Annotated in this window: 23 protein-coding genes; 2 read left to right on the top strand and 21 right to left on the bottom strand. The window is 67.6% G+C overall.

What is annotated here, in order from left to right:
* Positions 1 to 4 precede the first annotated feature (4 nt).
* The 18 genes from rpsH to Q9S78_RS13760 all read right to left on the bottom strand — a co-directional run bounded on the left by rpsH (position 5) and on the right by Q9S78_RS13760 (position 13,207).
* Positions 5 to 403 (bottom strand): 30S ribosomal protein S8, encoded by a 399-nt coding sequence (gene rpsH / locus Q9S78_RS13845; RefSeq protein ID WP_018187339.1) that lies wholly within the window; start codon positions 401 to 403, stop codon positions 5 to 7.
* A gap of 134 nt (positions 404 to 537) precedes the next feature.
* Positions 538 to 1,128 (bottom strand): 50S ribosomal protein L5, encoded by a 591-nt coding sequence (gene rplE / locus Q9S78_RS13840; RefSeq protein WP_018187340.1) that lies wholly within the window; start codon positions 1,126 to 1,128, stop codon positions 538 to 540.
* A gap of 2 nt (positions 1,129 to 1,130) precedes the next feature.
* A complete protein-coding gene (rplX, locus tag Q9S78_RS13835) occupies positions 1,131 to 1,490 on the bottom strand; it encodes a 50S ribosomal protein L24 (protein WP_018187341.1) in 360 nt (119 codons plus the stop codon).
* Positions 1,491 to 1,492: 2 nt separating this feature from the next.
* Positions 1,493 to 1,861: a 50S ribosomal protein L14 gene (gene rplN, locus Q9S78_RS13830; protein WP_091356758.1), complete on the bottom strand. Its 369-nt coding sequence runs from the start codon at positions 1,859 to 1,861 to the stop codon at positions 1,493 to 1,495.
* A gap of 3 nt (positions 1,862 to 1,864) precedes the next feature.
* Positions 1,865 to 2,194, bottom strand: a complete 330-nt coding sequence (rpsQ, locus tag Q9S78_RS13825; protein WP_018187343.1) for a 30S ribosomal protein S17 — start codon at positions 2,192 to 2,194, stop codon at positions 1,865 to 1,867.
* Positions 2,194 to 2,508 (bottom strand): 50S ribosomal protein L29, encoded by a 315-nt coding sequence (rpmC, locus tag Q9S78_RS13820; protein WP_018187344.1) that lies wholly within the window; start codon positions 2,506 to 2,508, stop codon positions 2,194 to 2,196. The genes rpsQ and rpmC overlap by 1 nt, the downstream gene beginning before the upstream one ends.
* Positions 2,508 to 2,927, bottom strand: coding sequence for a 50S ribosomal protein L16 (gene rplP / locus Q9S78_RS13815; protein WP_018187345.1), 420 nt, complete (start codon positions 2,925 to 2,927; stop codon positions 2,508 to 2,510). Before rplP ends, rpmC begins: the two co-directional genes overlap by 1 nt.
* Positions 2,927 to 3,682, bottom strand: a complete 756-nt coding sequence (rpsC, locus tag Q9S78_RS13810) for a 30S ribosomal protein S3 (protein ID WP_018187346.1) — start codon at positions 3,680 to 3,682, stop codon at positions 2,927 to 2,929. Before rpsC ends, rplP begins: the two co-directional genes overlap by 1 nt.
* The gene (gene rplV, locus Q9S78_RS13805; RefSeq protein WP_018187347.1) at positions 3,682 to 4,077 is read right to left on the bottom strand and encodes a 50S ribosomal protein L22; all 396 of its coding nucleotides are present in this window, start codon (positions 4,075 to 4,077) and stop codon (positions 3,682 to 3,684) included. The genes rpsC and rplV overlap by 1 nt, the downstream gene beginning before the upstream one ends.
* 40 nt (positions 4,078 to 4,117) lie before the next feature.
* Complete coding sequence (rpsS, locus tag Q9S78_RS13800; protein ID WP_018187348.1) at positions 4,118 to 4,399, bottom strand: 30S ribosomal protein S19; 282 nt, start codon at positions 4,397 to 4,399, stop codon at positions 4,118 to 4,120.
* A gap of 12 nt (positions 4,400 to 4,411) precedes the next feature.
* Positions 4,412 to 5,251: a 50S ribosomal protein L2 gene (rplB, locus tag Q9S78_RS13795; protein WP_018187349.1), complete on the bottom strand. Its 840-nt coding sequence runs from the start codon at positions 5,249 to 5,251 to the stop codon at positions 4,412 to 4,414.
* A gap of 24 nt (positions 5,252 to 5,275) precedes the next feature.
* Positions 5,276 to 5,575: a 50S ribosomal protein L23 gene (rplW, locus tag Q9S78_RS13790; RefSeq protein ID WP_018187350.1), complete on the bottom strand. Its 300-nt coding sequence runs from the start codon at positions 5,573 to 5,575 to the stop codon at positions 5,276 to 5,278.
* On the bottom strand, positions 5,572 to 6,234 hold the full coding sequence (rplD, locus tag Q9S78_RS13785; RefSeq protein ID WP_018187351.1) for a 50S ribosomal protein L4: 663 nt from the start codon (positions 6,232 to 6,234) through the stop codon (positions 5,572 to 5,574). The genes rplW and rplD overlap by 4 nt, the downstream gene beginning before the upstream one ends.
* 2 nt (positions 6,235 to 6,236) lie before the next feature.
* On the bottom strand, positions 6,237 to 6,896 hold the full coding sequence (gene rplC, locus Q9S78_RS13780) for a 50S ribosomal protein L3 (RefSeq protein WP_018187352.1): 660 nt from the start codon (positions 6,894 to 6,896) through the stop codon (positions 6,237 to 6,239).
* An 11-nt stretch (positions 6,897 to 6,907) separates the two neighbouring features.
* Positions 6,908 to 7,216, bottom strand: a complete 309-nt coding sequence (rpsJ, locus tag Q9S78_RS13775; protein ID WP_018171443.1) for a 30S ribosomal protein S10 — start codon at positions 7,214 to 7,216, stop codon at positions 6,908 to 6,910.
* Between the two features lie 361 nt (positions 7,217 to 7,577).
* Complete coding sequence (locus tag Q9S78_RS13770) at positions 7,578 to 9,095, bottom strand: sugar transferase (RefSeq protein WP_311870771.1); 1,518 nt, start codon at positions 9,093 to 9,095, stop codon at positions 7,578 to 7,580.
* A 193-nt stretch (positions 9,096 to 9,288) separates the two neighbouring features.
* Positions 9,289 to 11,070, bottom strand: coding sequence for a DUF4012 domain-containing protein (locus Q9S78_RS13765; RefSeq protein WP_018187354.1), 1,782 nt, complete (start codon positions 11,068 to 11,070; stop codon positions 9,289 to 9,291).
* Positions 11,071 to 11,080: 10 nt separating this feature from the next.
* Positions 11,081 to 13,207 carry a cellulase family glycosylhydrolase gene (locus Q9S78_RS13760; RefSeq protein ID WP_311870769.1) on the bottom strand — a complete coding sequence of 709 codons (2,127 nt, stop codon included), beginning with the start codon at positions 13,205 to 13,207 and terminating at the stop codon, positions 11,081 to 11,083.
* A 205-nt stretch (positions 13,208 to 13,412) separates the two neighbouring features.
* Between Q9S78_RS13760 and Q9S78_RS13755 the strand changes: the two genes are divergently transcribed.
* Together Q9S78_RS13755 and Q9S78_RS13750 are read left to right on the top strand one after the other, a co-directional pair.
* Positions 13,413 to 14,153, top strand: coding sequence for a polysaccharide pyruvyl transferase family protein (locus Q9S78_RS13755; protein WP_311870768.1), 741 nt, complete (start codon positions 13,413 to 13,415; stop codon positions 14,151 to 14,153).
* Between the two features lie 8 nt (positions 14,154 to 14,161).
* Positions 14,162 to 15,202 carry a glycosyltransferase family protein gene (locus Q9S78_RS13750; RefSeq protein WP_311870767.1) on the top strand — a complete coding sequence of 347 codons (1,041 nt, stop codon included), beginning with the start codon at positions 14,162 to 14,164 and terminating at the stop codon, positions 15,200 to 15,202.
* Here the strand turns inward: Q9S78_RS13750 and Q9S78_RS13745 are convergent, their stop codons facing one another.
* Genes Q9S78_RS13745 through Q9S78_RS13735 form a run of 3 tightly spaced genes read right to left on the bottom strand, consistent with a single transcriptional unit; the run spans position 15,203 to position 20,003 of the window.
* On the bottom strand, positions 15,203 to 16,243 hold the full coding sequence (locus Q9S78_RS13745; RefSeq protein ID WP_311870765.1) for a glycosyltransferase: 1,041 nt from the start codon (positions 16,241 to 16,243) through the stop codon (positions 15,203 to 15,205).
* The gene (locus tag Q9S78_RS13740) at positions 16,236 to 18,167 is read right to left on the bottom strand and encodes a hypothetical protein (protein ID WP_311870764.1); all 1,932 of its coding nucleotides are present in this window, start codon (positions 18,165 to 18,167) and stop codon (positions 16,236 to 16,238) included. Before Q9S78_RS13740 ends, Q9S78_RS13745 begins: the two co-directional genes overlap by 8 nt.
* Positions 18,168 to 20,003 (bottom strand): glycosyltransferase family protein, encoded by a 1,836-nt coding sequence (locus tag Q9S78_RS13735; RefSeq protein ID WP_018187360.1) that lies wholly within the window; start codon positions 20,001 to 20,003, stop codon positions 18,168 to 18,170.
* Between the last annotated feature and the right edge of the window lie 24 nt (positions 20,004 to 20,027).

Below are 20,027 nucleotides of genomic sequence, written 5' to 3'. Positions count from 1 at the left end.
CAGATCACCACACGTAGGCGAGGACTTCCCCGCCGACGCCCTTCTGCTCGGCCTGGCGGTCCGTGAGGAGGCCAGAGGAGGTGGACAGGATCGCGACACCGAGGCCACCGAGGACCTTGGGAAGCTCGTTCGACTTCGCGTAGACGCGGAGGCCGGGCTTCGAGACGCGCTTGATTCCGGCGATCGACCGCTCGCGGTTCGGGCCGTACTTGAGGGTGAGGGTGAGGGTCTGGCCGACACGAGCGTCGGAGACCTCCCAGCCGGAGATGTAGCCCTCCTGCTGGAGGATCTCGGCGATGTGCGTCTTGAGCTTCGAGCTCGGCAGCGCGACGGAGTCGTGGTGCGCGGAGTTCGCGTTGCGCAGACGGGTCAGCATGTCTGCGACCGGGTCTGTCATCGTCATGAGTATGTTCCTTTAGTCATGAGGTTTCGACTGCCGTTACACGACAGCCGACCTTCTATGAATGAGCAATATTCAGTTGTGCAGTCGTTCGGCCCCGGAGCACGCCCCGAGGCCGAACGATCGATCTTATCGGATCACGCCTGAGCGTCGGCCGACTTGAACGGGAAGCCGAGGTGCTTCAGCAGCGCCCGACCCTCGTCATCCGTCTTGGCCGTCGTCACGATCGTGATGTCGAAACCGCGGACGCGGTCGATCTTGTCCTGGTTGATCTCGTGGAACACGGACTGCTCCTGGAGACCGAAGGTGTAGTTGCCGTTGCCGTCGAACTGGGCAGCCGAGAGTCCGCGGAAGTCGCGGATGCGGGGCAGCGCCAGGTTGACGAGGCGGTCGACGAACTCCCACGCGCGGTCACCGCGAAGGGTGACGTGGGCACCGATGGCCTGGCCCTCACGCAGCTTGAACTGCGCGATGGACTTGCGGGCCTTGGTGACGACCGGCTTCTGGCCGGTGATCTTGGTGAGGTCGTCGACCGCACCATCGATCACCTTGCTGTCGCGCGCAGCCTCACCGACACCGGTGTTGACGACGACCTTGACGAGACCGGGGATCTGCATGACGTTCGCGTAACCGAACTCCTCCTGCAGAGCCTTCTTGATCTCGCTCTGGTACTTCTGCTTCAGGCGGGGCTGGATCTTGCCAGCCGCCGCGGCAGTTGCGTTGCTCATGTTCAGAGGTCCTTGCCGCTCTTCTTGGCGTAACGGACGCGAACGGTGCGCTTGACGCCGTCCTTGGTCCGCTCCTCGACGCGGTGACCGACACGGGTCGGCTTCTTGGTCGACGGGTCGACCAGCGCCACGTTGGAGATGTGGATCGGGGCTTCCATCGTCTCGATGCCGCCCGTCTTGGTGCCGCGCTGCGACTGACCGACACGGGAGTGCTTCGTGACGTAGTTCACGCCCTGCACGACGACGCGGTTCTGCTCGACGAGGACCTCGAGGACCTCGCCCTGCTTGCCGCGGTCGCCGCCCTTGTCCTGCTTGCGGCCGCTGATGACCTGAACCAGGTCACCCTTCTTGATGTGCGCCATGATCAGATGACCTCCGGTGCCAGCGAGACGATCTTCATGAACTTCTTGTCGCGAAGCTCACGGCCGACCGGGCCGAAGATGCGGGTGCCGCGGGGCTCCCCGTCGTTCTTCAGGATGACGGCGGCGTTCTCGTCGAACTTGATGTACGAACCGTCGGGACGACGGGTCGACTTGACGGTGCGGACGACGACGGCCTTGACCACGTCGCCCTTCTTGACGTTGCCGCCCGGGATCGCGTCCTTGACGGTCGCCACGATGACATCGCCCACGCCGGCGTAGCGGCGGTTGGAACCACCGAGCACGCGGATCGTGAGGAGTTCCTTGGCGCCGGTGTTGTCGGCGACCTTGAGGCGGGACTCGTTCTGGATCATGGGTTACTTCGCCTTCTCGAGAATCTCGACCAGGCGCCAGCGCTTCGTGGCGCTGAGCGGACGGGTCTCGTTGATGAGGACGAGGTCGCCGATGCCCGCGGAGTTCTGCTCGTCGTGAGCCTTCACCTTGGACGTGCGGCGGATGACCTTGCCGTAGAGGGGGTGCTTCACGCGGTCCTCGACCTCGACGACGATCGTCTTGTCCATCTTGTCGCTGACGACGTAGCCACGGCGGGCCTTGCGGTACCCACGGGCGTTGACGTCGCGGACGTCGTGCTCGGACGACTCGTGACCAGCGGCCACGGTCGCCTCGGCGGCATCCTTCTTAGCCATCACTCGGCCTCTTCCTTCGCGGCCTCAGCGGACTCGTCCGCCTTCTTGGCCTTGCTCTTCTTCGCCTTGGTGGCCGTCTCGACCGGGGCGGGGGTGGCACGGATGCCGAGCTCCCGCTCGCGGATGACGGTGTAGAGCCGCGCGATGTCGCGCTTGACCGCACGGATGCGGCCGTGGCTCTCGAGCTGGCCGGTGGCCGACTGGAAGCGCAGGTTGAACAGCTCTTCCTTGGCCTTGCGCAGCTCCTCCACGAGGCGCTGGTCTTCGAATGTGTCCAGCTCGCTCGGGGCGAGCGTCTTGGTGCCGACAGCCATTACGCGTCGCCCTCCTCGCGCTTGATGATGCGTGCCTTGAGCGGCAGCTTGTGGATAGCACGGGTCAGGGCCTCACGAGCGAGTTCCTCGTTGACGCCCGCGACCTCGAAGAGGACGCGACCCGGCTTGACGTTGGCGACCCACCACTCGGGCGAACCCTTACCGGAACCCATGCGGGTTTCGGCCGGCTTCTTCGTGAGCGGACGGTCGGGGTAGATGTTGATCCACACCTTTCCACCACGCTTGATGTGACGCGTCATGGCGATACGAGCAGACTCGATCTGACGGTTGGTCACGTACGCGGGGGTCAGAGCCTGGATGCCGTACTCACCGAAGCTGACCGTGGTGCCGCCGGTGGCGGCGCCGTCGCGCTTCGGGTGGTGCTGCTTGCGGTACTTGACCTTGCGGGGAATAAGCATCAGGCTGACGCTCCTTCTGCGACGGGGGCCTCGTTGCGCGGGCCACGGCGGCGGTCGCCGCCACGGTCGTCACGACGGGACTTCGGTGCGTTGGCCTGCTCGCGAGCGAGCTCCTTGTTGGTGAGGTCGCCCTTGTAGATCCAGACCTTCACGCCGATGCGGCCGAAGGTGGTCTTGGCCTCGTAGAAGCCGTAGTCGATGTTCGCGCGGAGCGTGTGCAGGGGCACACGGCCTTCGCGGTAGAACTCCGACCGGCTCATCTCAGCGCCGCCGAGACGGCCGGAGACCTGGATGCGGACACCCTTGGCACCGGCACGCTGCGCGCCCTGCAGACCCTTGCGCATCGCGCGGCGGAAAGCCACACGAGCGGAGAGCTGCTCGGCGATGCCCTGGGCGACCAGCTGAGCGTCGGCCTCGGGGTTCTTGACCTCGAGGATGTTCAGCTGGATCTGCTTGCCCGTGAGCTTCTCGAGGTCGGCGCGGATGCGCTCGGCCTCGGCGCCGCGGCGGCCGATCACGATGCCCGGACGGGCGGTGTGGATGTCGACGCGGACGCGGTCACGCGTGCGCTCGATCTCGATGTTGCTCACGCCGGCACGGTCGAGCGACGTCGTCAGGAGACGACGGATCTTGACGTCCTCGGCCACGTAGTCGGCGTAACGCTGCCCGGGCTTGGTGGAGTCCGAGAACCAGCGCGACACGTGGTCGGTGGTGATGCCGAGGCGGAAGCCGTACGGGTTGACCTTCTGTCCCATTACTTGCTCGCCTTCTTGGTGTCAGCCGCAGCGGTGTCAGCGACCTCGGGGGTCGAGAGCACCACGGTGATGTGGCTGGTGCGCTTCTTGATCTGGAACGCGCGACCCTGGGCGCGGGGCTGGAAACGCTTCAGCGTCGTGCCCTCGTCCACGTAGGCGTTCTTCACGTACAGATCCTGATCGTCCAGGAACTCGTTGTCCTTGTCGGCCTTCACACGAGCATTCGCGACCGCGGCGGCCACGAGCTTGTAGATGGGCTCGCTGGCACCCTGGGGAGCGAACTTCAGGATGGCGAGAGCCTCCTGAGCCTGCTTGCCCTTGATGAGCGCGACGACACGACGAGCCTTCTGAGGGGTCACGCGGATGTGCTTCACGCGTGCGATGGATTCCACCATTACTACTCCTCCTCTTCCTCTCTCTGAGAGCGCCACCGCCTTAGCGGCGACGACCCTTCTTGTCGTCCTTCTCGTGGCCGCGGAAGGTGCGGGTGGGCGCGAACTCGCCCAGCTTGTGACCGACCATGGTCTCGGACACGAACACGGGGATGTGCTTGCGTCCGTCGTGCACGGCGATGGTGTGTCCCAGCATGGCGGGGATGATCATCGAACGGCGCGACCAGGTCTTGATGACGTTCTTGGTACCGGCTTCGTTCTGCGAGACGACCTTGCGAAGCAGGTGCTCGTCGACGAAGGGGCCCTTCTTAAGGCTGCGAGGCATCTTCCTCTACTCCTACTTCCGCTTCTTGCCGGCGTTGCGACGGCGAACGATCAACTTGTCGCTTTCCTTGTTGGGGTGCCGGGTACGACCCTCGGCCTGGCCCCAAGGAGTGACGGGGTGACGTCCACCGGAGGTCTTACCCTCACCACCACCGTGCGGGTGGTCGACCGGGTTCATGGCGACACCACGCACGGTCGGGCGGATGCCCTTCCAGCGGTTACGGCCGGCCTTACCCCAGTTGATGTTGGACTGCTCGGCGTTGCCGACCTCACCGATGGTGGCGCGGCAACGTGCGTCGACGTTGCGGATCTCACCCGAGGGCAGACGAAGCTGCGCGTAGGGGCCGTCCTTCGCCACGAGGCGGACGGACGCACCAGCCGAGCGCGCCATCTTCGCGCCGCCGCCGGGGCGGAGCTCGATCGCGTGGATCACGGTACCGGTGGGGATGTTGCGCAGCGGCAGGTTGTTGCCGGGCTTGATGTCGGCGCCAGCACCCGACTCGACGATGTCACCCTGCGACAGCTTGTTCGGGGCGAGGATGTAACGCTTCTCACCGTCGAAGTAGTGCAGCAGCGCGATGCGTGCGGTGCGGTTGGGGTCGTACTCGATGTGAGCGACCTTGGCGTTGACGCCGTCCTTGTCGTTACGACGGAAGTCGATGACGCGGTACTGGCGCTTGTGGCCACCACCGATGTGACGGGTCGTGATGCGGCCCTGGTTGTTGCGGCCACCGGTCTTCGCCAGCGGGCGAAGGAGCGACTTCTCGGGCGTCGACCGCGTGATCTCAGCGAAGTCGGCGACCGACGAACCGCGACGACCGGGGGTCGTGGGCTTGTACTTGCGAATAGCCATGTCTCTAGTCCTCTATCCCAGCTGTCAGCCGACGGCCGTGAAGATGTCGATGGTGCCCGACTTCAGGCTCACGATGGCGCGCTTGGTGTCCTTGCGCTTACCGGTGCCGAAGCGGGTGCGGCGGGCCTTGCCCGGGCGGTTGAGCGTGTTCACCGACGCGACCTTGACGCCGAAGATCTTCTCGATGGCGAGCTTGATCTCGGTCTTGGTGGCGCGGGGGTCCACGAGGAACGTGTACTTGCCCTCGTCGATGAGCCCGTAGCTCTTCTCGGAGACGACCGGCTTCAGGATGATGTCGCGCGGGTCCTTGTTGACGGCGGTCATGCCGAGACCTCCTCGGTGGCGCCGGCCTTCGCAGCGACGAACGCGTCGTAGGCGGCCTTGGTGAAGACGATGTCGTCGGAGACGAGCACGTCGTAGGCGTTGAGCTGGTCGAACGTCAGCACGTGGACGTACGCGAGGTTGCGGACGCTCTTGACGGTCAGCTCGTCATCACGGGTGATGACGACCATGACGTTCTTGGTCGGCGCGAGCTGGCCGAGGACCGCGACAGCGGCCTTCGTCGAGGGAGCGCCTTCGATGCCGAACGAGTCGACAACGTGCAGACGACCACCGCGTGCCCGGTCGCTGAGCGCACCCAGGAGGGCGGCGGCGACCATCTTCTTGGGGGTGCGCTGCGAGTAGTTGCGCGGCTTCGGTCCGTGGACGATGCCACCACCGGTCATGTGCGGCGCGCGGATCGAGCCCTGACGGGCGTTACCGGTGCCCTTCTGCTTGAAGGGCTTGCGGCCGGCGCCCGAGACCTCACCGCGACGCTTGGTCGAGTGGGTGCCCTGGCGAGCCGCCGCGAGCTGCGCGACGACGACCTGGTGGATGAGGGGGATGTTCGTCTTGACGTCGAACAGTGCGGCGGGCAGCTCCACGGAGCCGGCCTTCTTGCCGTCTGCCTTCACGACGTCGAGCGCGAGAGTCGAGTCAGCCATGATCAGGCACCCTTCACTGCGTTGCGGACGTAGACGATGCGGCCACGAGCACCGGGGACGGCGCCCTTGACGAGCAGCAGACCCTTCTCGGCGTCGACGGCGTGCACCGTGAGGTTGAGGACGGTCACGCGCTCGCCACCCATACGGCCGGCCATGCGCATGCCCTTGAAGACGCGGCTCGGGGTCGACGATGCGCCGATCGAGCCGGGCTTGCGGTGGTTGCGGTGCGCACCGTGCGAAGCCGAGACGCCCTTGAAGTTGTGACGCTTCATGACACCGGCGAAGCCCTTGCCCTTGCTGGTGCCGACGACGTCGACCAGCTGGCCGGCCTCGAAGGTGGCGTCGACGGTGAGCTCCTGACCGAGTGAGTAGTCAGCGGCATCCGCCGTGCGCACCTCGGTGAGGTGGCGGCGCGGGGTCACACCAGCGGCGTCGAAGTGAGCCGTCTGGGGCTTGTTGACCTTGCGGGGGTCGATCTGGCCGTAAGCGATCTGAACGGCGTTGTAGCCGTCGCGCTCGGGCGTGCGCACCTGGGTCACCACGTTGGGGGCGACTTCGATGACGGTGACGGGAACGACCTTGCCGTTCTCGTCCCAGACCTGGGTCATGCCGAGCTTGGTGCCCAGCAGGCCCTTGGAAACCTTGGAGTTGATGTCAGCCATGATGATCGACCTCAGAGCTTGATCTCGATGTTGACGTCGGCCGGGAGGTCGAGACGCATCAGCGAGTCGACGGCCTTGGGCGTCGGGTCGATGATGTCGATGAGGCGCTTGTGGGTGCGCATCTCGAAGTGCTCGCGGCTGTCCTTGTACTTGTGCGGCGAACGGATCACGGCGATCACGTTCTTCTCGGTCGGAAGGGGCACGGGGCCCACGACCGTCGCGCCCGCACGGGTCACGGTGTCGACGATTTTGCGTGCCGACGAGTCGATGACCTCGTGGTCATACGACTTCAGGCGAATGCGGATCTTCTGTCCCGCCATTGTCTGCTCACTCTCTTTCTCGCGTCGTACCTCGAGGGCATTGGACGCACGGGGCGCTTACGCGCCGGGCACTTCTCCCCGCCCGGAGGCGAGGTGATCGGCACCGCTGTTCTGATGTCAGTCCGCAGGGCTACCTGCGGCATCCCGTCCCCCGCGCACGCATGCGTGCAGATCCGTTTCCGGAGTGGGGTGTGGGGATGTGATGTTCTGCTGCCCGCGGCCTAGGCTTCACGCCTATGCACTGCCCTGGCAGTGATCCCGCGCAGGGCGCAGGAATGTGGAACCTGTACAGTCTACGTGCCGTCCGGGCGTGTCGCAAACCCGGGCGTGTCGCGCACCGGGGTACGCTCCCCCGTCGGCCTCAGTGCGCCGTCCGGCCCGGCGCGATGACAGCCGTCAGCGTGCGCACCAGGATCTGCAGGTCCTGCATGAACGACCAGTTCTCGACGTAGTAGAGGTCGAGGCGCAGCGCATCCTCCCACGACAGGGTGGACCGTCCACTGACCTGCCAAAGACCGCTCATCCCCGGCTTCACACGCAGCCGGCGGTGGGCGGCGTCGTCGTACAGCGCGACCTCGGCGGCACGCTGCGGGCGGGGCCCGACGAGACTCATCGTGCCGACGAGGACGTTGAACAGCTGCGGGAGCTCGTCCAGCGAGTGCTTGCGGATGACGCGGCCGACCTTCGTGATGCGCGGGTCGTCGGCCACCTTGAACAGAGGACTGTCGTTCGTCCCCTGCATGTCCAGCAGACTTGCGAGCTGGTCGTCGGCGTCCGCGATCATCGAGCGGAACTTCAGCATCCCGAACTCGTCGCCGCCCAGGCCGATCCGCGGCTGGCGATAGAGCACGCGCCCCGGCGTCTCCATCCGGATCGCCACGGCGGTGACGAGCATGACCGGGGAGAAGACGACGATGAGAGCCACGGAGCCGAACAGGTCGAACGTCCGCTTGGCGAATCGACGGACGCCCTCGAGGCGGGGGAACTCGACGTGCACGAGCGGCAGACCCGCCGCAGGGCGGGAATGGATGCGGGGGCCCGCCACATCGGTCAGCGCCGGAGCGACGACGAGGTTGCCGTTGCGGTCCGCGACATCCCATCCGAGTTGACGCATCATCTCGGGGTGGACCTCGTCCGCCTCCGCGACGATGATCGTGTCGGCATCGGTGGCATCCATCGCCTGCATCGCGTGGGCGAATCCGCCGACGACCGGCACGTCGCCGATGGACTGCCGACCCCGCGCATTCGTCACGACACCCACGATGTCGAAGCCGGAGGTGTCCGCCCGCCGGATCGCGCGGATGATCATCGCCGCCTTCGCCGGTTCTCCCAGGACGAGCGCGCGGTAGACGTACTTCGACCGTCGCTGCTGACGTCGCAGCCAGATGCGCCACAGCCACCGCGAGAAGATGAGCGCCACGAGACCCACCGGCATCGCGACGAGGAACAGACCGCGCGAGACCTCGATGCGCAGGAAGAACGCGACCGACACGAAGATCGCGAACACGGCGATCGTCGCGTTCACCAACCGGCGGTATTCCTGTTCGCCCGCACCGACGATGTTGCGATCCCGCGTCTCGAAGACGCTCAACGCCACGAGCCAGACGATCCCGATCAGACCGAGGGCGACGTCGTACGGGATCTGCGGACCACTGGGCCACGTCACGTCCCGCTGCGTATCGGGGAGGACCAGGAACCGGAACGCCAACAGCACGGCGACGATGACGACGAGATCGCTGTAGGCGATGCGACCGCTGAACCGCGCCGGCCAATCACGCGCGGAGCGACGCGCGGGCACGACCAGCGACGGCTTGCTCGGGCGCCGGCCGAGGCGCCGCCCGATGCGCGTGCCCTGCCGTTCCGCGGCCCGCCTCAGCACGGGCACCCTTCGCCCGACCGACCGGTGCGGTGACCCCACGCCGGAGTGCGAGCGGTCTGCATCACGGAGGTCAGCCTTCCTGTCGACGGCGCGGACGACGTCCACTCCTCCGGCAGGCCTCGCATCTTCGACGACGGACGGGTGCCGGTCTCCGAGGATGTTATCAAACAGCTGGAAATACCCGCTCAGCCGCTCAATGACACGTGTCGGTGACCGTCGTCTTCGTTTCGTGGATCATCGGGGTGGTCCACAGCTCGAGGGGGCCGAAATCGCCCTTCCCCGTGAACGTCGCGGTGACGGTGAAGGTCCCGCCGGGGGTCAATCGGGCCTGGAAGGGCTCGACGACCCGACCGAGGTCGACGTTCCCCTGCCGGAAGGCGGACGCACCACCGGTGGTCTCGGTGGAGGCGAGCTCCATTCCCGGAGGCGCGTACATGTAGACCTGCGTGCCGAAGTACTTCGCGCCCTGAGCGCGACTCTGCACGTACGTCGGAAGATCCTCGGCTGCACCCTGAGTGATGTCGAGCGAGACCTTGGCGGTGGTCGTGAGGGTCGTGACCCCATCGGCGCAGGAGAGCGTCGATTCGACGGCCGTCTTCGTGTAATAGTCGATCTTCGACGCGGAGACGTTGCGGAAGAAGACGCCGTTCACCGTCTGCGCGGTGTTCTCCTTCGGCAGGATGCCGGACAGGCGTCCCGATTCGCCGATGATCTTCTGCGTCTCGGCATCGCTGCTCCACGCGAGGATGCTGCCGCGGTTGATGCTCTCGGTCATGGCCCAGGCCATGTCCTTGATGTTGAAGTCGCCACTGGCGATCTTGCTGAAAACGGAGCCCGCCACACCGGCGAAGAAGGCGTCCGACTTGAGGTCGGGATCGTCGTACGGGTTCCACCACTTGTAGACGTCGCTCAGGAGGGTCTTCACGGCGTTGTTGTGATCGATGGTGATCCCGTCGACCTCGATGGGGCCGGTCGCGAGGAGGATGCGCTGCAGGGCGACGGGGTCCACCGAGATGACGCCGTCGATCCGCGTGTCGTCGATGTCGCGGTTCCAGAACGCCTTGACCATGGCGGCCGCCCCGGGCCAGTCGGGCTGCGACGGCGCGAGGTTGATGTAGCTGCCGTAGCGGCTGCCGTAGAGCGTCTTCGCGGACTCGGGCAGGTCGATGTCGACGAACGACCCCTCGACGAAGGAGGCGCTGCTGGCCTGGTTGGCGATCGCGAGGTCACCGGCATCGGCGGTGATGAGCGTCTGCGAGGCGGAGCTTCCTCCCAGAGGCAGGGCTTCCGCGTTGTTCTGGAACACCAGCAGGTAGTTCTGCTTCTCGTCCGAGCCGAGGAGTCGGGGCAAGAGATCGAACAGCGGCCCGGCGGCATCCGCCACCTCTGCGACCTGCTCGACGCCGGCCTTCACCGGACCGACGAGACTGCCCGAAGCGGCGACACCCGTCAGCTCGCCGCGGAGCTTGTCGAGCTTCGGCGCTGCGGCCTCGATGAGCGGCAGCGCACGGGCGAGGATCTTGCCCTTGCCGTCATCCTGCATGGCGAAGACCGGGCGACCGACGCCGTTCGCGAAGACGTCGAGCGTCTCGGACGCCAGCCGCACGCCGCGGAGGTTGTCGCCGGCGAAGGGGAGGAACTCCGCCATGCGCCAGACCGGGTCGGCTGCAGCGCCCGCCGCATCCGCCGCGCCCGAGGAGAGCCGCGGAATGGCCTCGGAGACCTGCCCGCCGTTCTGAATGGACGCGACCGCCGCCTGCGCGGACTCGAGGCCGTTCTTCGCGATGACGACCTTCACGGCCAACCACGCGGAGAGCCCCAGGACGACGATCACGAGGCCGAGGACCACGCGGCCCACGATTCGGCGACGCGAGGCCTTGGGCTTGGCTTCGGTGGAGGCATCGGTCGACGGCGACGCGTCTCCCGCAGCTCGGGCGGCCGCTTCGCGGGCGCCGCGACGGGTCTCAGGAGGCATGGGTCACAGTCTATTCGGCGGGAGCCTGGGAGACCGTCGGCGTCGGCGTCGGAGTCGAGTTGGCGGGCGCCGCGCTCGTCTGGACGAACTGGGGGCGCGGGCTCACGGGGATCGTCACGACGCCGTCGACGGGCGCGACCGACCGGGTGGCCCCGTTCATGTTCGTCACCGCCACCGGGACGTCGCTCTTGAGCGTCATCGTGCCCTTGCCGGCGGGCGACCAGACGATGCGCACCGCGTTCGCCTCGTCGCCGAAACGGTGCGACTGGATGCCCTTGCCCACCGACTCGGATGCCGCGAACGCACGCCCCTGGAGCTGCGAGATCATCAGGGCCTGGGCGTAGCCGACCGGCTTGGGCTGGAGGGCCGCGACGCCCTTGCTCTTCTGGTAGTACATGCCGAAGTTGCCCTCGTGCTTGCCGGGATCCGGATCATCGTTGATGAGGTCGTACCAGAAGAACTTCTCGGCTCCACCGGCGAGGGCGGTCGTCGCGGTCCGGACCAGGTAGTCCGCCTGAGCGGACACCGTGCGGCCGCCCGTCTTCGACGAGCTTCCGAGTTCGGTGATCCAGATCGGTCGGGTCGTCTTGCCGTTCGCCGTCATGCTGCTGTTCGCCTCGTCGATGATGCCGGCGAGCGATTCGGGCTTGCTCGAGACCTCGTACGGGTGGAAGCTCACGGCGTCGGAGTACCTCAGTCCGCCCGCGCGCCACAGCCCGTCGAACCAGTCCGACTCGTACCGCGCCGTCGCCCCCGCGATGATCGGGAGCTTCGGGTCGACCTTGCGGACCTGGTCATGCACGGACTTCAGCAGCGGCACGTAGCAGCGCGGCGAGGTGCCGCAGGAGGACTTGTTGAAGCGAGCGTGATTGAACTCGTTGTAGACCTCGAGCCCGACCAGGTCGAAGCGGTCGGCGATCGCAGCCGCGTACTTGCCGTAGGCGGCGATGGCGTTGCCCGACACCGGAACCTGCCCGTTGCCGTAGAGCCAGTTGCCGTAGTTGACGATGCCGAGCACCTTGATGTCGTGCGCGTGGAGGCGGGCGAAGCCGTCGACGTAGTGGTCCGCGAAGTCGTATCTCCCCTTCGTTGTCTCGTTGTCGCGCCAGAGGACGTCGTTGCGCGCCATCCCGATCCCGAGGGATGCCGCGAGGTCGGCGGCGCCAGCGTAGATCCCGTTCTCGATGTGCAGGCCCACCCCGAACCGGTCGTCCTTCGCGATCTCGACCCCGTCGAAATCGACGACGCCGAGAAGCGTCGACACCGACGTGCCGCCCGCTTCGACCGAGACGTCGTAGTACCCCTGAGGCAGGCCGGTCAGGTCGACACTGCTGATGGGGCTCGAGAGATCGGCCTTACCGGACGCGGCGACCTTGCCGGCGGCATCCAGAGCCTTCCAGGAAGCGGCGCCCTCGGGCAGCCGGACGGCCAGCACGGGTCGGCTCGCCGGCAGGATGAGGGAGCGGTTGAGGATGCGGTCGTCCGTCTTGACGTCCTCGAACGAGCCGTTGGCGACGGCGTTCGATCCGCCGGTCACCGCAGTGAGCGAGACGGCGTCGAGCCCGAGGCCGCGCACCGGGCCGGTGACGACGAGGCCCACCGCCACGGTGTCGGCGCCTGCGGGAACGCGGACGTCCGCGGTCACCTCGGACCATGCGGCACTGATGTCGGGGAGGGGGATCTCGGTGTCGCCGACGACGATCTTCGCGTCGACCGGCTCGGGGAACGCCGTGGCAGAGCGGACCTGCGCCGTGAAGGTGTACTGCGCACCCGCATCGACCTTCGCGACGGACTGGAGGACCGTCGTCTGCTTGTCGACCACGGGAGCGTCGACGTACGCGGCGACGGACCCGGCCGCGGCATCGCCGACCTGCGGCAGCACCCGGGCGACCGTGGTCGTCCCTGCCTGATCCCACCCGACCAGATCACCGTACGACGGCGCGGACTGCGGCTCCGGTGCCGGCTGCGGCTCGGGAGTCGGTGTCGGGGTGGGCGTCTGCTGCGCCTCGGCCGTCGGCCGCGTCGTGGGCGCCACGCCGTTCGAGGCGAAGGAGTTGGAGACGATGATCGCCGTCGTGAGCCCACCGGCGAGCACGACAGCACCGCCCGCGAAAAGTTGCCACTTCTTGATCCGCACCTGTCGCAGCCTCTCGATATGTCTACAGTCGGCCCCCATCCTCACAGATGTCCCTGGCCTCACCGAATCGGCGGATCGCTGCGCTCGGCCCGGCGGAGGGGGCGCGGCATCCGTCGACTAGGCTCGGGGCGTTCGCCGACCGAGATGAGGGACCGTGCCGCGCGTCGTGTATTGGAACCCTCGCCGGAAGCTCGGATCCGGTCGGGTGACGGCACGGATCCACGTGGGTCCGCGTGTCAACAATTTCGGCGACCTGCTCGGCCCGGAGATCGTGGCCCGCATCGCACGATCGCGAGGACTCGAGGAGCGGCCGGAGCTGCGCCGCATCCTCGCCGTGGGCTCGATCCTGCACCTCGCTCGCCCCGGCGACGTCGTCTGGGGAAGCGGGGCGAACGTCAAGGAGCCCGCCCCGATCCCGAGGGACCTCGACGTCCGCGCGGTGCGCGGCCCGCTGACCGCGGCCCGCCTGCGTGAGGGAGGGAACCGCTCGAGCGAGGTGTTCGGCGACCCGGCTCTCCTCCTCCCCCACCTGTGGACGGACGACGAGCTCGGCATCGTGCGCGGCTCCGGCGGCACCGTCCTCGTCCCCAATCTGCACGACCGGCACCGCTTCCCCCCGACGGCGTTGTCGCCGAGGGGACCGGCGCTCGAGAAGGTCCGGCAGATCGCATCGGCGGAGTCGGTGATCGCGAGCTCGCTCCACGGGATCGTCGTCGCGGAGGCGTTCGGCGTCCCCGCCGTCCTCGTCGCCGCGAGCACCGAGCCGGCTTTCAAGTACGAGGACTACTACGCGGGGACGGGCCGAGCGCTTCCCGTCACGGCATCCGACTGGCGCGCCGCTCTCGACACACCTCCTGCCCCTCCACTCCGCGGGTGGGATGCCGCGGCGTTGCTCGAGGCGTTCCCTGATGACCTCTGGAGCACATCGGCGGCACAGACGCCGTGAATCAGCCCATGCGCATCCTCTTCGTCAGCCACACCGACAGCCACGGGATCTTCCGCGTGGGCAGCCACCACCTCTCCGCGGAACTCGCCCGCCTCGGCCACGACGTCGTCCACCTCTCGACGCCGATCTCGATGGTCCATCGCGTGCTCGGTCGCGTCCCTCGCAGTCGCGCGCGCGCAACGCCCTCGGATGAAGTGGACGCCTCGGGGGTGCGACACATCGTGCCGCGTACCGCGCTCCCCGCGGGCATCGGCACCTTCTCCGTCGCCACCGAACTACGACGGCGCCGGCTCGACCGGTTCGACCTCGTCCTCGTGGACCAACCGCTGATGTGGCACCAGTCCGTGCGAGAGCTCGCCGACATCGTCGTCTACCGCCCGACCGACGAGTACCCGCGCGGGATGAAGGCCGGTCTGCAGCGTGACGCCCTCCACCACGTGGACGGTGTCATCGCGACGTCGGTCGAGGTGCTGCGGGGCCTCGGCGACGTGCGCGTGCCCGCGATCGTCGTGCCCAACGGTGTCGACACGGCGCGGTTCACCGAGACGAACGGCACCCGCGCCGAGACGTGCGTCTACGCCGGCGCCCTCGACCGGCGATTCGACTGGGGGCAGACGGCACGCTGGGCCGGTGCGCACCGTGACGTGCGGTTCGAGCTGATCGGGCCGCTCACCGGCGAGCCCCCGAGGCTCCCCGACAACGTCGCCGTCCTCGGCGCTCTCCCCTACGACGAGCTCCCCGCGCGCTTCGCGGCGGCCCGCGTGGGCCTGTTGCCCCTGTCGGATGACCCCGGCAACGCCGGTCGCAGCCCCATGAAGCTGTACGAGTACCTCGCGAGCGGGCTGAACGTGGTCTCGCGTCGCACTCCGGTCATCGCCTCCGATCCCTCGAACGGGGTCTACACCTACGCCGACGAGGCGGAGGCCCAGCGCGCACTGCAGGCGGCTCTGGAGAGGCGCGAGCCGAACGGATCCGGCGCGCAACTCGCCCAATCCCATTCGTGGACGGCGAAGGTGGCCGCCATCCTCACATTCGTCGGCGGCCTGTGATCAGGCCCGGCGCCTGAGCGATGCGGCAGCGCGGTCGTATGCATCGGCCAGCAGCGAGCCGAGGCGCGGCCAGTCGCGTTCCGACATGTCGGGGCCGGCGGCGTCCCTCGGTCGATCGCGGAGGTCCTCGACTGCGCGCTGGAGGGTCTCGGCGGTGAGCGGTCCCCGGTAGAGGCCGACCCACTCGTCACCGAACTCCTCCTCCAGGAGCCGGGTCGAAGGGGACTCGGGGAGGATGACAGGGCGATGCAGCGACAGGGCGAGCAGCGCCGAGCCGGAGTTCTCGATCGCGCGGTACGGCAGGACGACGATCTCCGCGGCACCGACGGCATCCGCCAGTTCGGTCTCGTCGACGAACCGCAGGTCGATATCCATCCGCTCATCGCGGCGCGAAGCCGCGCGCACCCGCTCGGTCAGCGGCCCGTCGTGACTCTCCCCGACGATGTGCAGGCGGTAATCGAGCTCGTGGGGCACGGCGGCGAAGGCGCTGATCAGTTCATCGACGCCCTTGTAGGGCTTCAGCATCCCGAAGTGGACGAGATTCCCTCGCCGCGGCTCCAGCGCCGGAGAGGCGAACCGATCCCGATAGTGCCCGTGCGGGATGACCACCGTCCTGCGGGGGTCCGGCGTCGGCGTCACGTCGTTGAGCGTCACCCACAGCGTCGTCCGAGCCTCGAGCAGGCCGAGGATCCATCGCTCACCGCGGTCCCCCTCTTCGTGCGGCCGCGCGTTGTGCACCGTCCGCACGACGGCGATCCGACGCATCCGGAGGCGCAGGATGAACAGCAGGAACAGGGCGCGCTTGAGGAGACGCACAGCCGTTCGCGGATGCCGGAGGGAGTTCTCGGGCCAGTGCATGTGGACCACGTCAGCGTCCGAGGTGAGCACGTCCGCCCATCCGAAGTACCGCGTCTCGATCCGTTCGTCCGGCAACGAGGAGACGAGCAGCGACGTGTAGGGGTTCTCGACGGGGCGAGCGGACCGGTTCGGGTCGGCGAGCAGCTGCGTGACGCGAAGACGACGACCCTGACGGTCAGCCATCGCCCGGGAGCTCTTGATCCGCGAGCTCGCGCTCGAGGGCGTCAGCGACCGCTTCGGCCTGCCGGCTCAGTCCGAACTCGAGCGCCGCCGAGATCTCGTCCAGCTTGGTGTCGGCGATCCTCTCACCGACGAGGCGGAGCGACCACGGCACGCGGCCGAGGTCGAGGGGAACCTTGTGGAGCTCCCAGTCCCCCTCTGCACCCGAACCCAGCAGGTGGTCACGGAGCTCCATGTCCATACGCTTGATCCGCCGGCTCTCGTCCTCACAGGCGAGGGCGCTCGGGATGCCGTAACTCTGGCAGACGACGAGGACGCCGAGGCTCGTCGTCACGACGCCGCGATAGGTCGCGAGTCGGTCGACGAGGCCGACGACCTGCTCGGGCGCGGAACCGGTGATGGAGATCTCATCCATGTTCTCGGCGAGCACGTAGGGGACGCCGGCATCCGAGTGGTTGCGCACGAAGGCCAGCCGCCCGTTGTTGCCCCCGAGCGTGAGCGGGTGCACGCGCCGGAGGAGAAGGCGGGGGTCGCCGAAGCTGTCGGTGACGCTGCCGCCGTTGCGGCGGACGACGCGATGAGTGAGCGGTCCGCGGAGGGAGATGAACTCGGCCGTCGGCTCGACGGTGGCCTCGAGTTTGGACACACCCGTTCCGACGAGAATCGAGCGGGACTGCGCATGGGACGCGAGCGACCCGCCCATCATGAGATGGGGCGGGACCTCCTGCGCGCCCGTCGCGGCAGCGAATCGCACCGCCCGCCCTGTCGATGCTCCCAGGAGATAGGGGTTCAGCCACTCGTCGAAAGAACCCGGGAACGGCTTGGACCACCAGAACAGTGGAACCGGATCGTCGGCTACCGCCTCGGCCGAGGTCGCGGTCGCGTAAGCCAGGAAGGCCTCGGCGCCTCGCATCGCGTTACGCTCCGGCACGGTCACATCGCCGTTCGACCAGAGCTGCGACGCGGCCCGGTGGAAGCGGGCGCTCTCGCCCCGCTGCGCCTCGAGGAGGATCCGGCCGACCAGAGCCGATCGACGCCGGCTCTCGGCTTTCTCGTCCCTGACGGAAGCGGCGACCGCATCCGGGTCGGCGTCGGTATCGCTGTCGAAATCGCCGTCGGCAGCCGGATCCGGGGCGCCCCCGTTTCGGGCGAGATACCGCTCCACGTCCCGCTGGTGACGCAGTGAGTCACGCGCGAAGCGCATGAACGTCGGAGACAGCGCCGCGATGCGGCCGAAGTAAATGCGCAGGGCCATGGCGAGCACGATCGCCGTGGCGACATCGAGCCCGCCGGAGAAGATCCGGAGCACGACGAGCGCGAGGGCGATCCCACTTCCGGCGGATGCCGCGATCGCGGCGAACTCGCCGGAGTAGATGCGCTCCCGGATGGGCGCCTCGACGCGCTTCACCGGCGCATCCATCAACTCGAGCTGAACCCGCAGCTGACGCCGGTACAGCAGCGACAGGGGGATGATCACGACGACCGTCAGGACGGCGCTCACGCCTCCGATGACGAGATCGAAGTAGAAGAGCACGCCCAGCACCGCGACGATCTGCATGAGGTCGGCGATGATCGACGAGACGCCGAAGGCCCTCGCCCACTGCCAGTTCGCGGCGCCTGCTCCGGTTCGGTCCTGCAGGTCGGCGAACGCGGCGCGGAAGATGCGCACACGCCAGAACTTCGTCCCGTGCTGGAGCCCTCGTGTCACCGCGAACCCCGCGAGGAAGAGCGACAGGAGGAGCACCACCGTGCCGAGCTGTCCGGCGAGGGACTGCGAAGCCTCGACCAACAGGTTCGAGAACACCTGCAGGACGAGGAGCTCCCCGACCGGCAGGATCGCCATCAGCACGAGGAGCGCGATGATCATGCGCCGCTCCCGCCAGCGCGGGAACTGCTGGGCGAACGCCGCGAAGATGTCCCGGAACATTCAGGCGACGATATCTCGCCAGTCGGCGACGGCGTTCTTGATGGCTGCCTCGACCTCGTCGAGTTTCTCCTCGGCGACGTACTCGGAGTCGAGCATCGACCGAAGGTCGACGTTGCGCAGGTCGAGGATCAGCTGCTGGGGCTCCCAGAGCCGCTCGAGACCCGCGCCGAGCGAGTAGTCGCGGTACTTCATCCCGTCGCCGGCGACGGTGCTCGCCGCACCTTCGAACCCGATCAACGCTACCGGGATGCCGTAGCTGTGGCACGCGATCGCGACGTGCATCGCGCTCGTGACGATGCCGTCGTACTGGTGCAGCTTCTCGATGAACGTCCGCAGACTCTCGGGGCTGGACTGGAGCACGCTGATCTCATCGAGGCCGGCGGGCCGGCGCACCGGGAGCGTCGCGTGGGTGAAGTGACGGACGAGTGCCAGCCGGCCGTTCGTCTCGGGGCGCTCCATGGGCAGGACGCGACGCAGGAGCACTCCGGGATCGCCGAAGGTGGTGACGGCGGGGCCGCCGCGGGCGGTGAGGATGTCGGCGGTCAGCGGACCACGGAGCGAGTGGTACCGCGCCCCGGGGTGGAGCTCCGCATCGCCCGCAGACGCACCGGAACCCACCACGACGGAGTGTTCGTTCGCAAACTTCGCGATCGAACCGAGGCCGACGAGATGCGGTTTGCGCGCGTTGCCCGTCGCCGGCACGAACTCCACCGGAGTGTTCGCGACGCTCGCCACGATGAGCGGGCTCAACCAGTCCCCGAAGTTGCCGGGGAAGGGACGGGGCCACCAGACGAGGGGCACCGCCGCGGTCGTGTCGGCCGAGTCAGCGGCCGGGGACCCGAAGGTGGCGTACGACGCGAACGCCTTCGCCGCATCGACGGTGGCGGCTTCCGCAGCGGAGAGGATGCCACCGGCGTGCAGCCGACGTTCGATCGCGTCCAAACGCTCGAGGTCGCCCCGCTGACCGACGGCCACAGCCTGCGCAAGAAGGCGGGAACGGTGGTTGTCGGCCTTGGGAGGCGTGATCGGACGGATGCGGTGGATGAGCGGATGCTGCTTGACCCAGTCGCGCACGAGAGGCGCACGCTGCGGCGCGACCCGCGTCACGACGGCGTCGACCTGTTTGAGCGCCCGGTAGGCGGCGACCTTGACGCGCACCTTCCAGGCGATCGCGCCGGCCTCGCGGGACGTCGGAGCCGCCTTGGCTCCGGGAGCGGTGTGCTGCACGACCAGGTTCCGGAACTGCGGAACGTTGCCGCTCGACCCGAACGCGTAGAAGGCGGTGACGTCGCCGTTACCGCGTCCCAGGACGCCGCCGGCGGGGATCACCTGGAAGCTGAGCGAGTCCGCATTCGCGCGCCAGGACTCCTCGAAGAAGTAGTCATCCGTGGCCTTGAGCGTCGACAGGCGCTCGAAGTCGGCGGCATCCGAGACGAACTTCCGGGCCGCCGGGGTCGTGTTCACGCCGATGAAGCTCGGCGCCCAGAAACGAGTGGCGGCTTTGTAGCCGATCTCCATCGGGCGGGAGAAACCATGCTGGAAGCCGATGATGTCGGCCGTGAAGTTGCGGACGTACGCGGGAAGGTCGAGGATCTCGCAGTCGACATCCGTCCAGAACACGCGCGCGTCCGGGTTCTCACGGCACACGGTGTCGAGGAAGGCGACCTTCTGGCGGCAGATGTCAGCCCAGTCTTGACCAGGCTCCTTGTGCACCTCACGCAAGACGTGCGCGATGCCCAGATCGTCGAGGTTCTCCTCGAGCTTCTTGGCCCATCCGCGGTAGTACTCGTCATCGGTGAAGAACGAACAGACGATGACATCAGGGGGAAGAGACAAAGCGAGACCTGTCTGACGCGCGCG

Origin of the sequence: Microbacterium aquilitoris, from assembly GCF_031932285.1 — a bacterium.
Classification (GTDB): domain Bacteria; phylum Actinomycetota; class Actinomycetes; order Actinomycetales; family Microbacteriaceae; genus Microbacterium; species Microbacterium aquilitoris.
This window is presented reverse-complemented; position numbering and strand designations above follow the sequence as displayed.

Bases quoted from the DNA above. Each gene is read 5' to 3' on its own strand.
- rplB (WP_018187349.1), bottom strand. From the start codon at position 5,251: ATGGCTATTCGCAAGTACAAGCCCACGACCCCCGGTCGTCGCGGTTCG.
- rplD (WP_018187351.1), bottom strand. From the start codon at position 6,234: ATGGCTGACTCGACTCTCGCGCTCGACGTCGTGAAGGCAGACGGCAAG.
- Q9S78_RS13750 (WP_311870767.1), top strand. From the start codon at position 14,162: ATGCGCATCCTCTTCGTCAGCCACACCGACAGCCACGGGATCTTCCGC.
- rplW (WP_018187350.1), bottom strand. From the start codon at position 5,575: ATGACCGCCGTCAACAAGGACCCGCGCGACATCATCCTGAAGCCGGTC.
- rplV (WP_018187347.1), bottom strand. From the start codon at position 4,077: ATGGTGGAATCCATCGCACGCGTGAAGCACATCCGCGTGACCCCTCAG.
- rplN (WP_091356758.1), bottom strand. From the start codon at position 1,861: ATGATCCAGAACGAGTCCCGCCTCAAGGTCGCCGACAACACCGGCGCC.
- rpmC (WP_018187344.1), bottom strand. From the start codon at position 2,508: ATGGCTGTCGGCACCAAGACGCTCGCCCCGAGCGAGCTGGACACATTC.
- rpsH (WP_018187339.1), bottom strand. From the start codon at position 403: ATGACGATGACAGACCCGGTCGCAGACATGCTGACCCGTCTGCGCAAC.
- Q9S78_RS13765 (WP_018187354.1), bottom strand. From the start codon at position 11,070: ATGCCTCCTGAGACCCGTCGCGGCGCCCGCGAAGCGGCCGCCCGAGCT.
- Q9S78_RS13745 (WP_311870765.1), bottom strand. From the start codon at position 16,243: ATGGCTGACCGTCAGGGTCGTCGTCTTCGCGTCACGCAGCTGCTCGCC.
- Q9S78_RS13740 (WP_311870764.1), bottom strand. From the start codon at position 18,167: ATGTTCCGGGACATCTTCGCGGCGTTCGCCCAGCAGTTCCCGCGCTGG.
- rpsC (WP_018187346.1), bottom strand. From the start codon at position 3,682: ATGGGACAGAAGGTCAACCCGTACGGCTTCCGCCTCGGCATCACCACC.
- rpsS (WP_018187348.1), bottom strand. From the start codon at position 4,399: ATGCCTCGCAGCCTTAAGAAGGGCCCCTTCGTCGACGAGCACCTGCTT.
- rplE (WP_018187340.1), bottom strand. From the start codon at position 1,128: ATGAGCAACGCAACTGCCGCGGCGGCTGGCAAGATCCAGCCCCGCCTG.
- rplP (WP_018187345.1), bottom strand. From the start codon at position 2,927: ATGCTTATTCCCCGCAAGGTCAAGTACCGCAAGCAGCACCACCCGAAG.
- rplC (WP_018187352.1), bottom strand. From the start codon at position 6,896: ATGGCTGACATCAACTCCAAGGTTTCCAAGGGCCTGCTGGGCACCAAG.
- rpsQ (WP_018187343.1), bottom strand. From the start codon at position 2,194: ATGGCTAAGAAGGATGCCGCCGAGGCGACCGTGGCCGCTGGTCACGAG.
- rpsJ (WP_018171443.1), bottom strand. From the start codon at position 7,216: ATGGCGGGACAGAAGATCCGCATTCGCCTGAAGTCGTATGACCACGAG.
- rplX (WP_018187341.1), bottom strand. From the start codon at position 1,490: ATGGCGCACATCAAGAAGGGTGACCTGGTTCAGGTCATCAGCGGCCGC.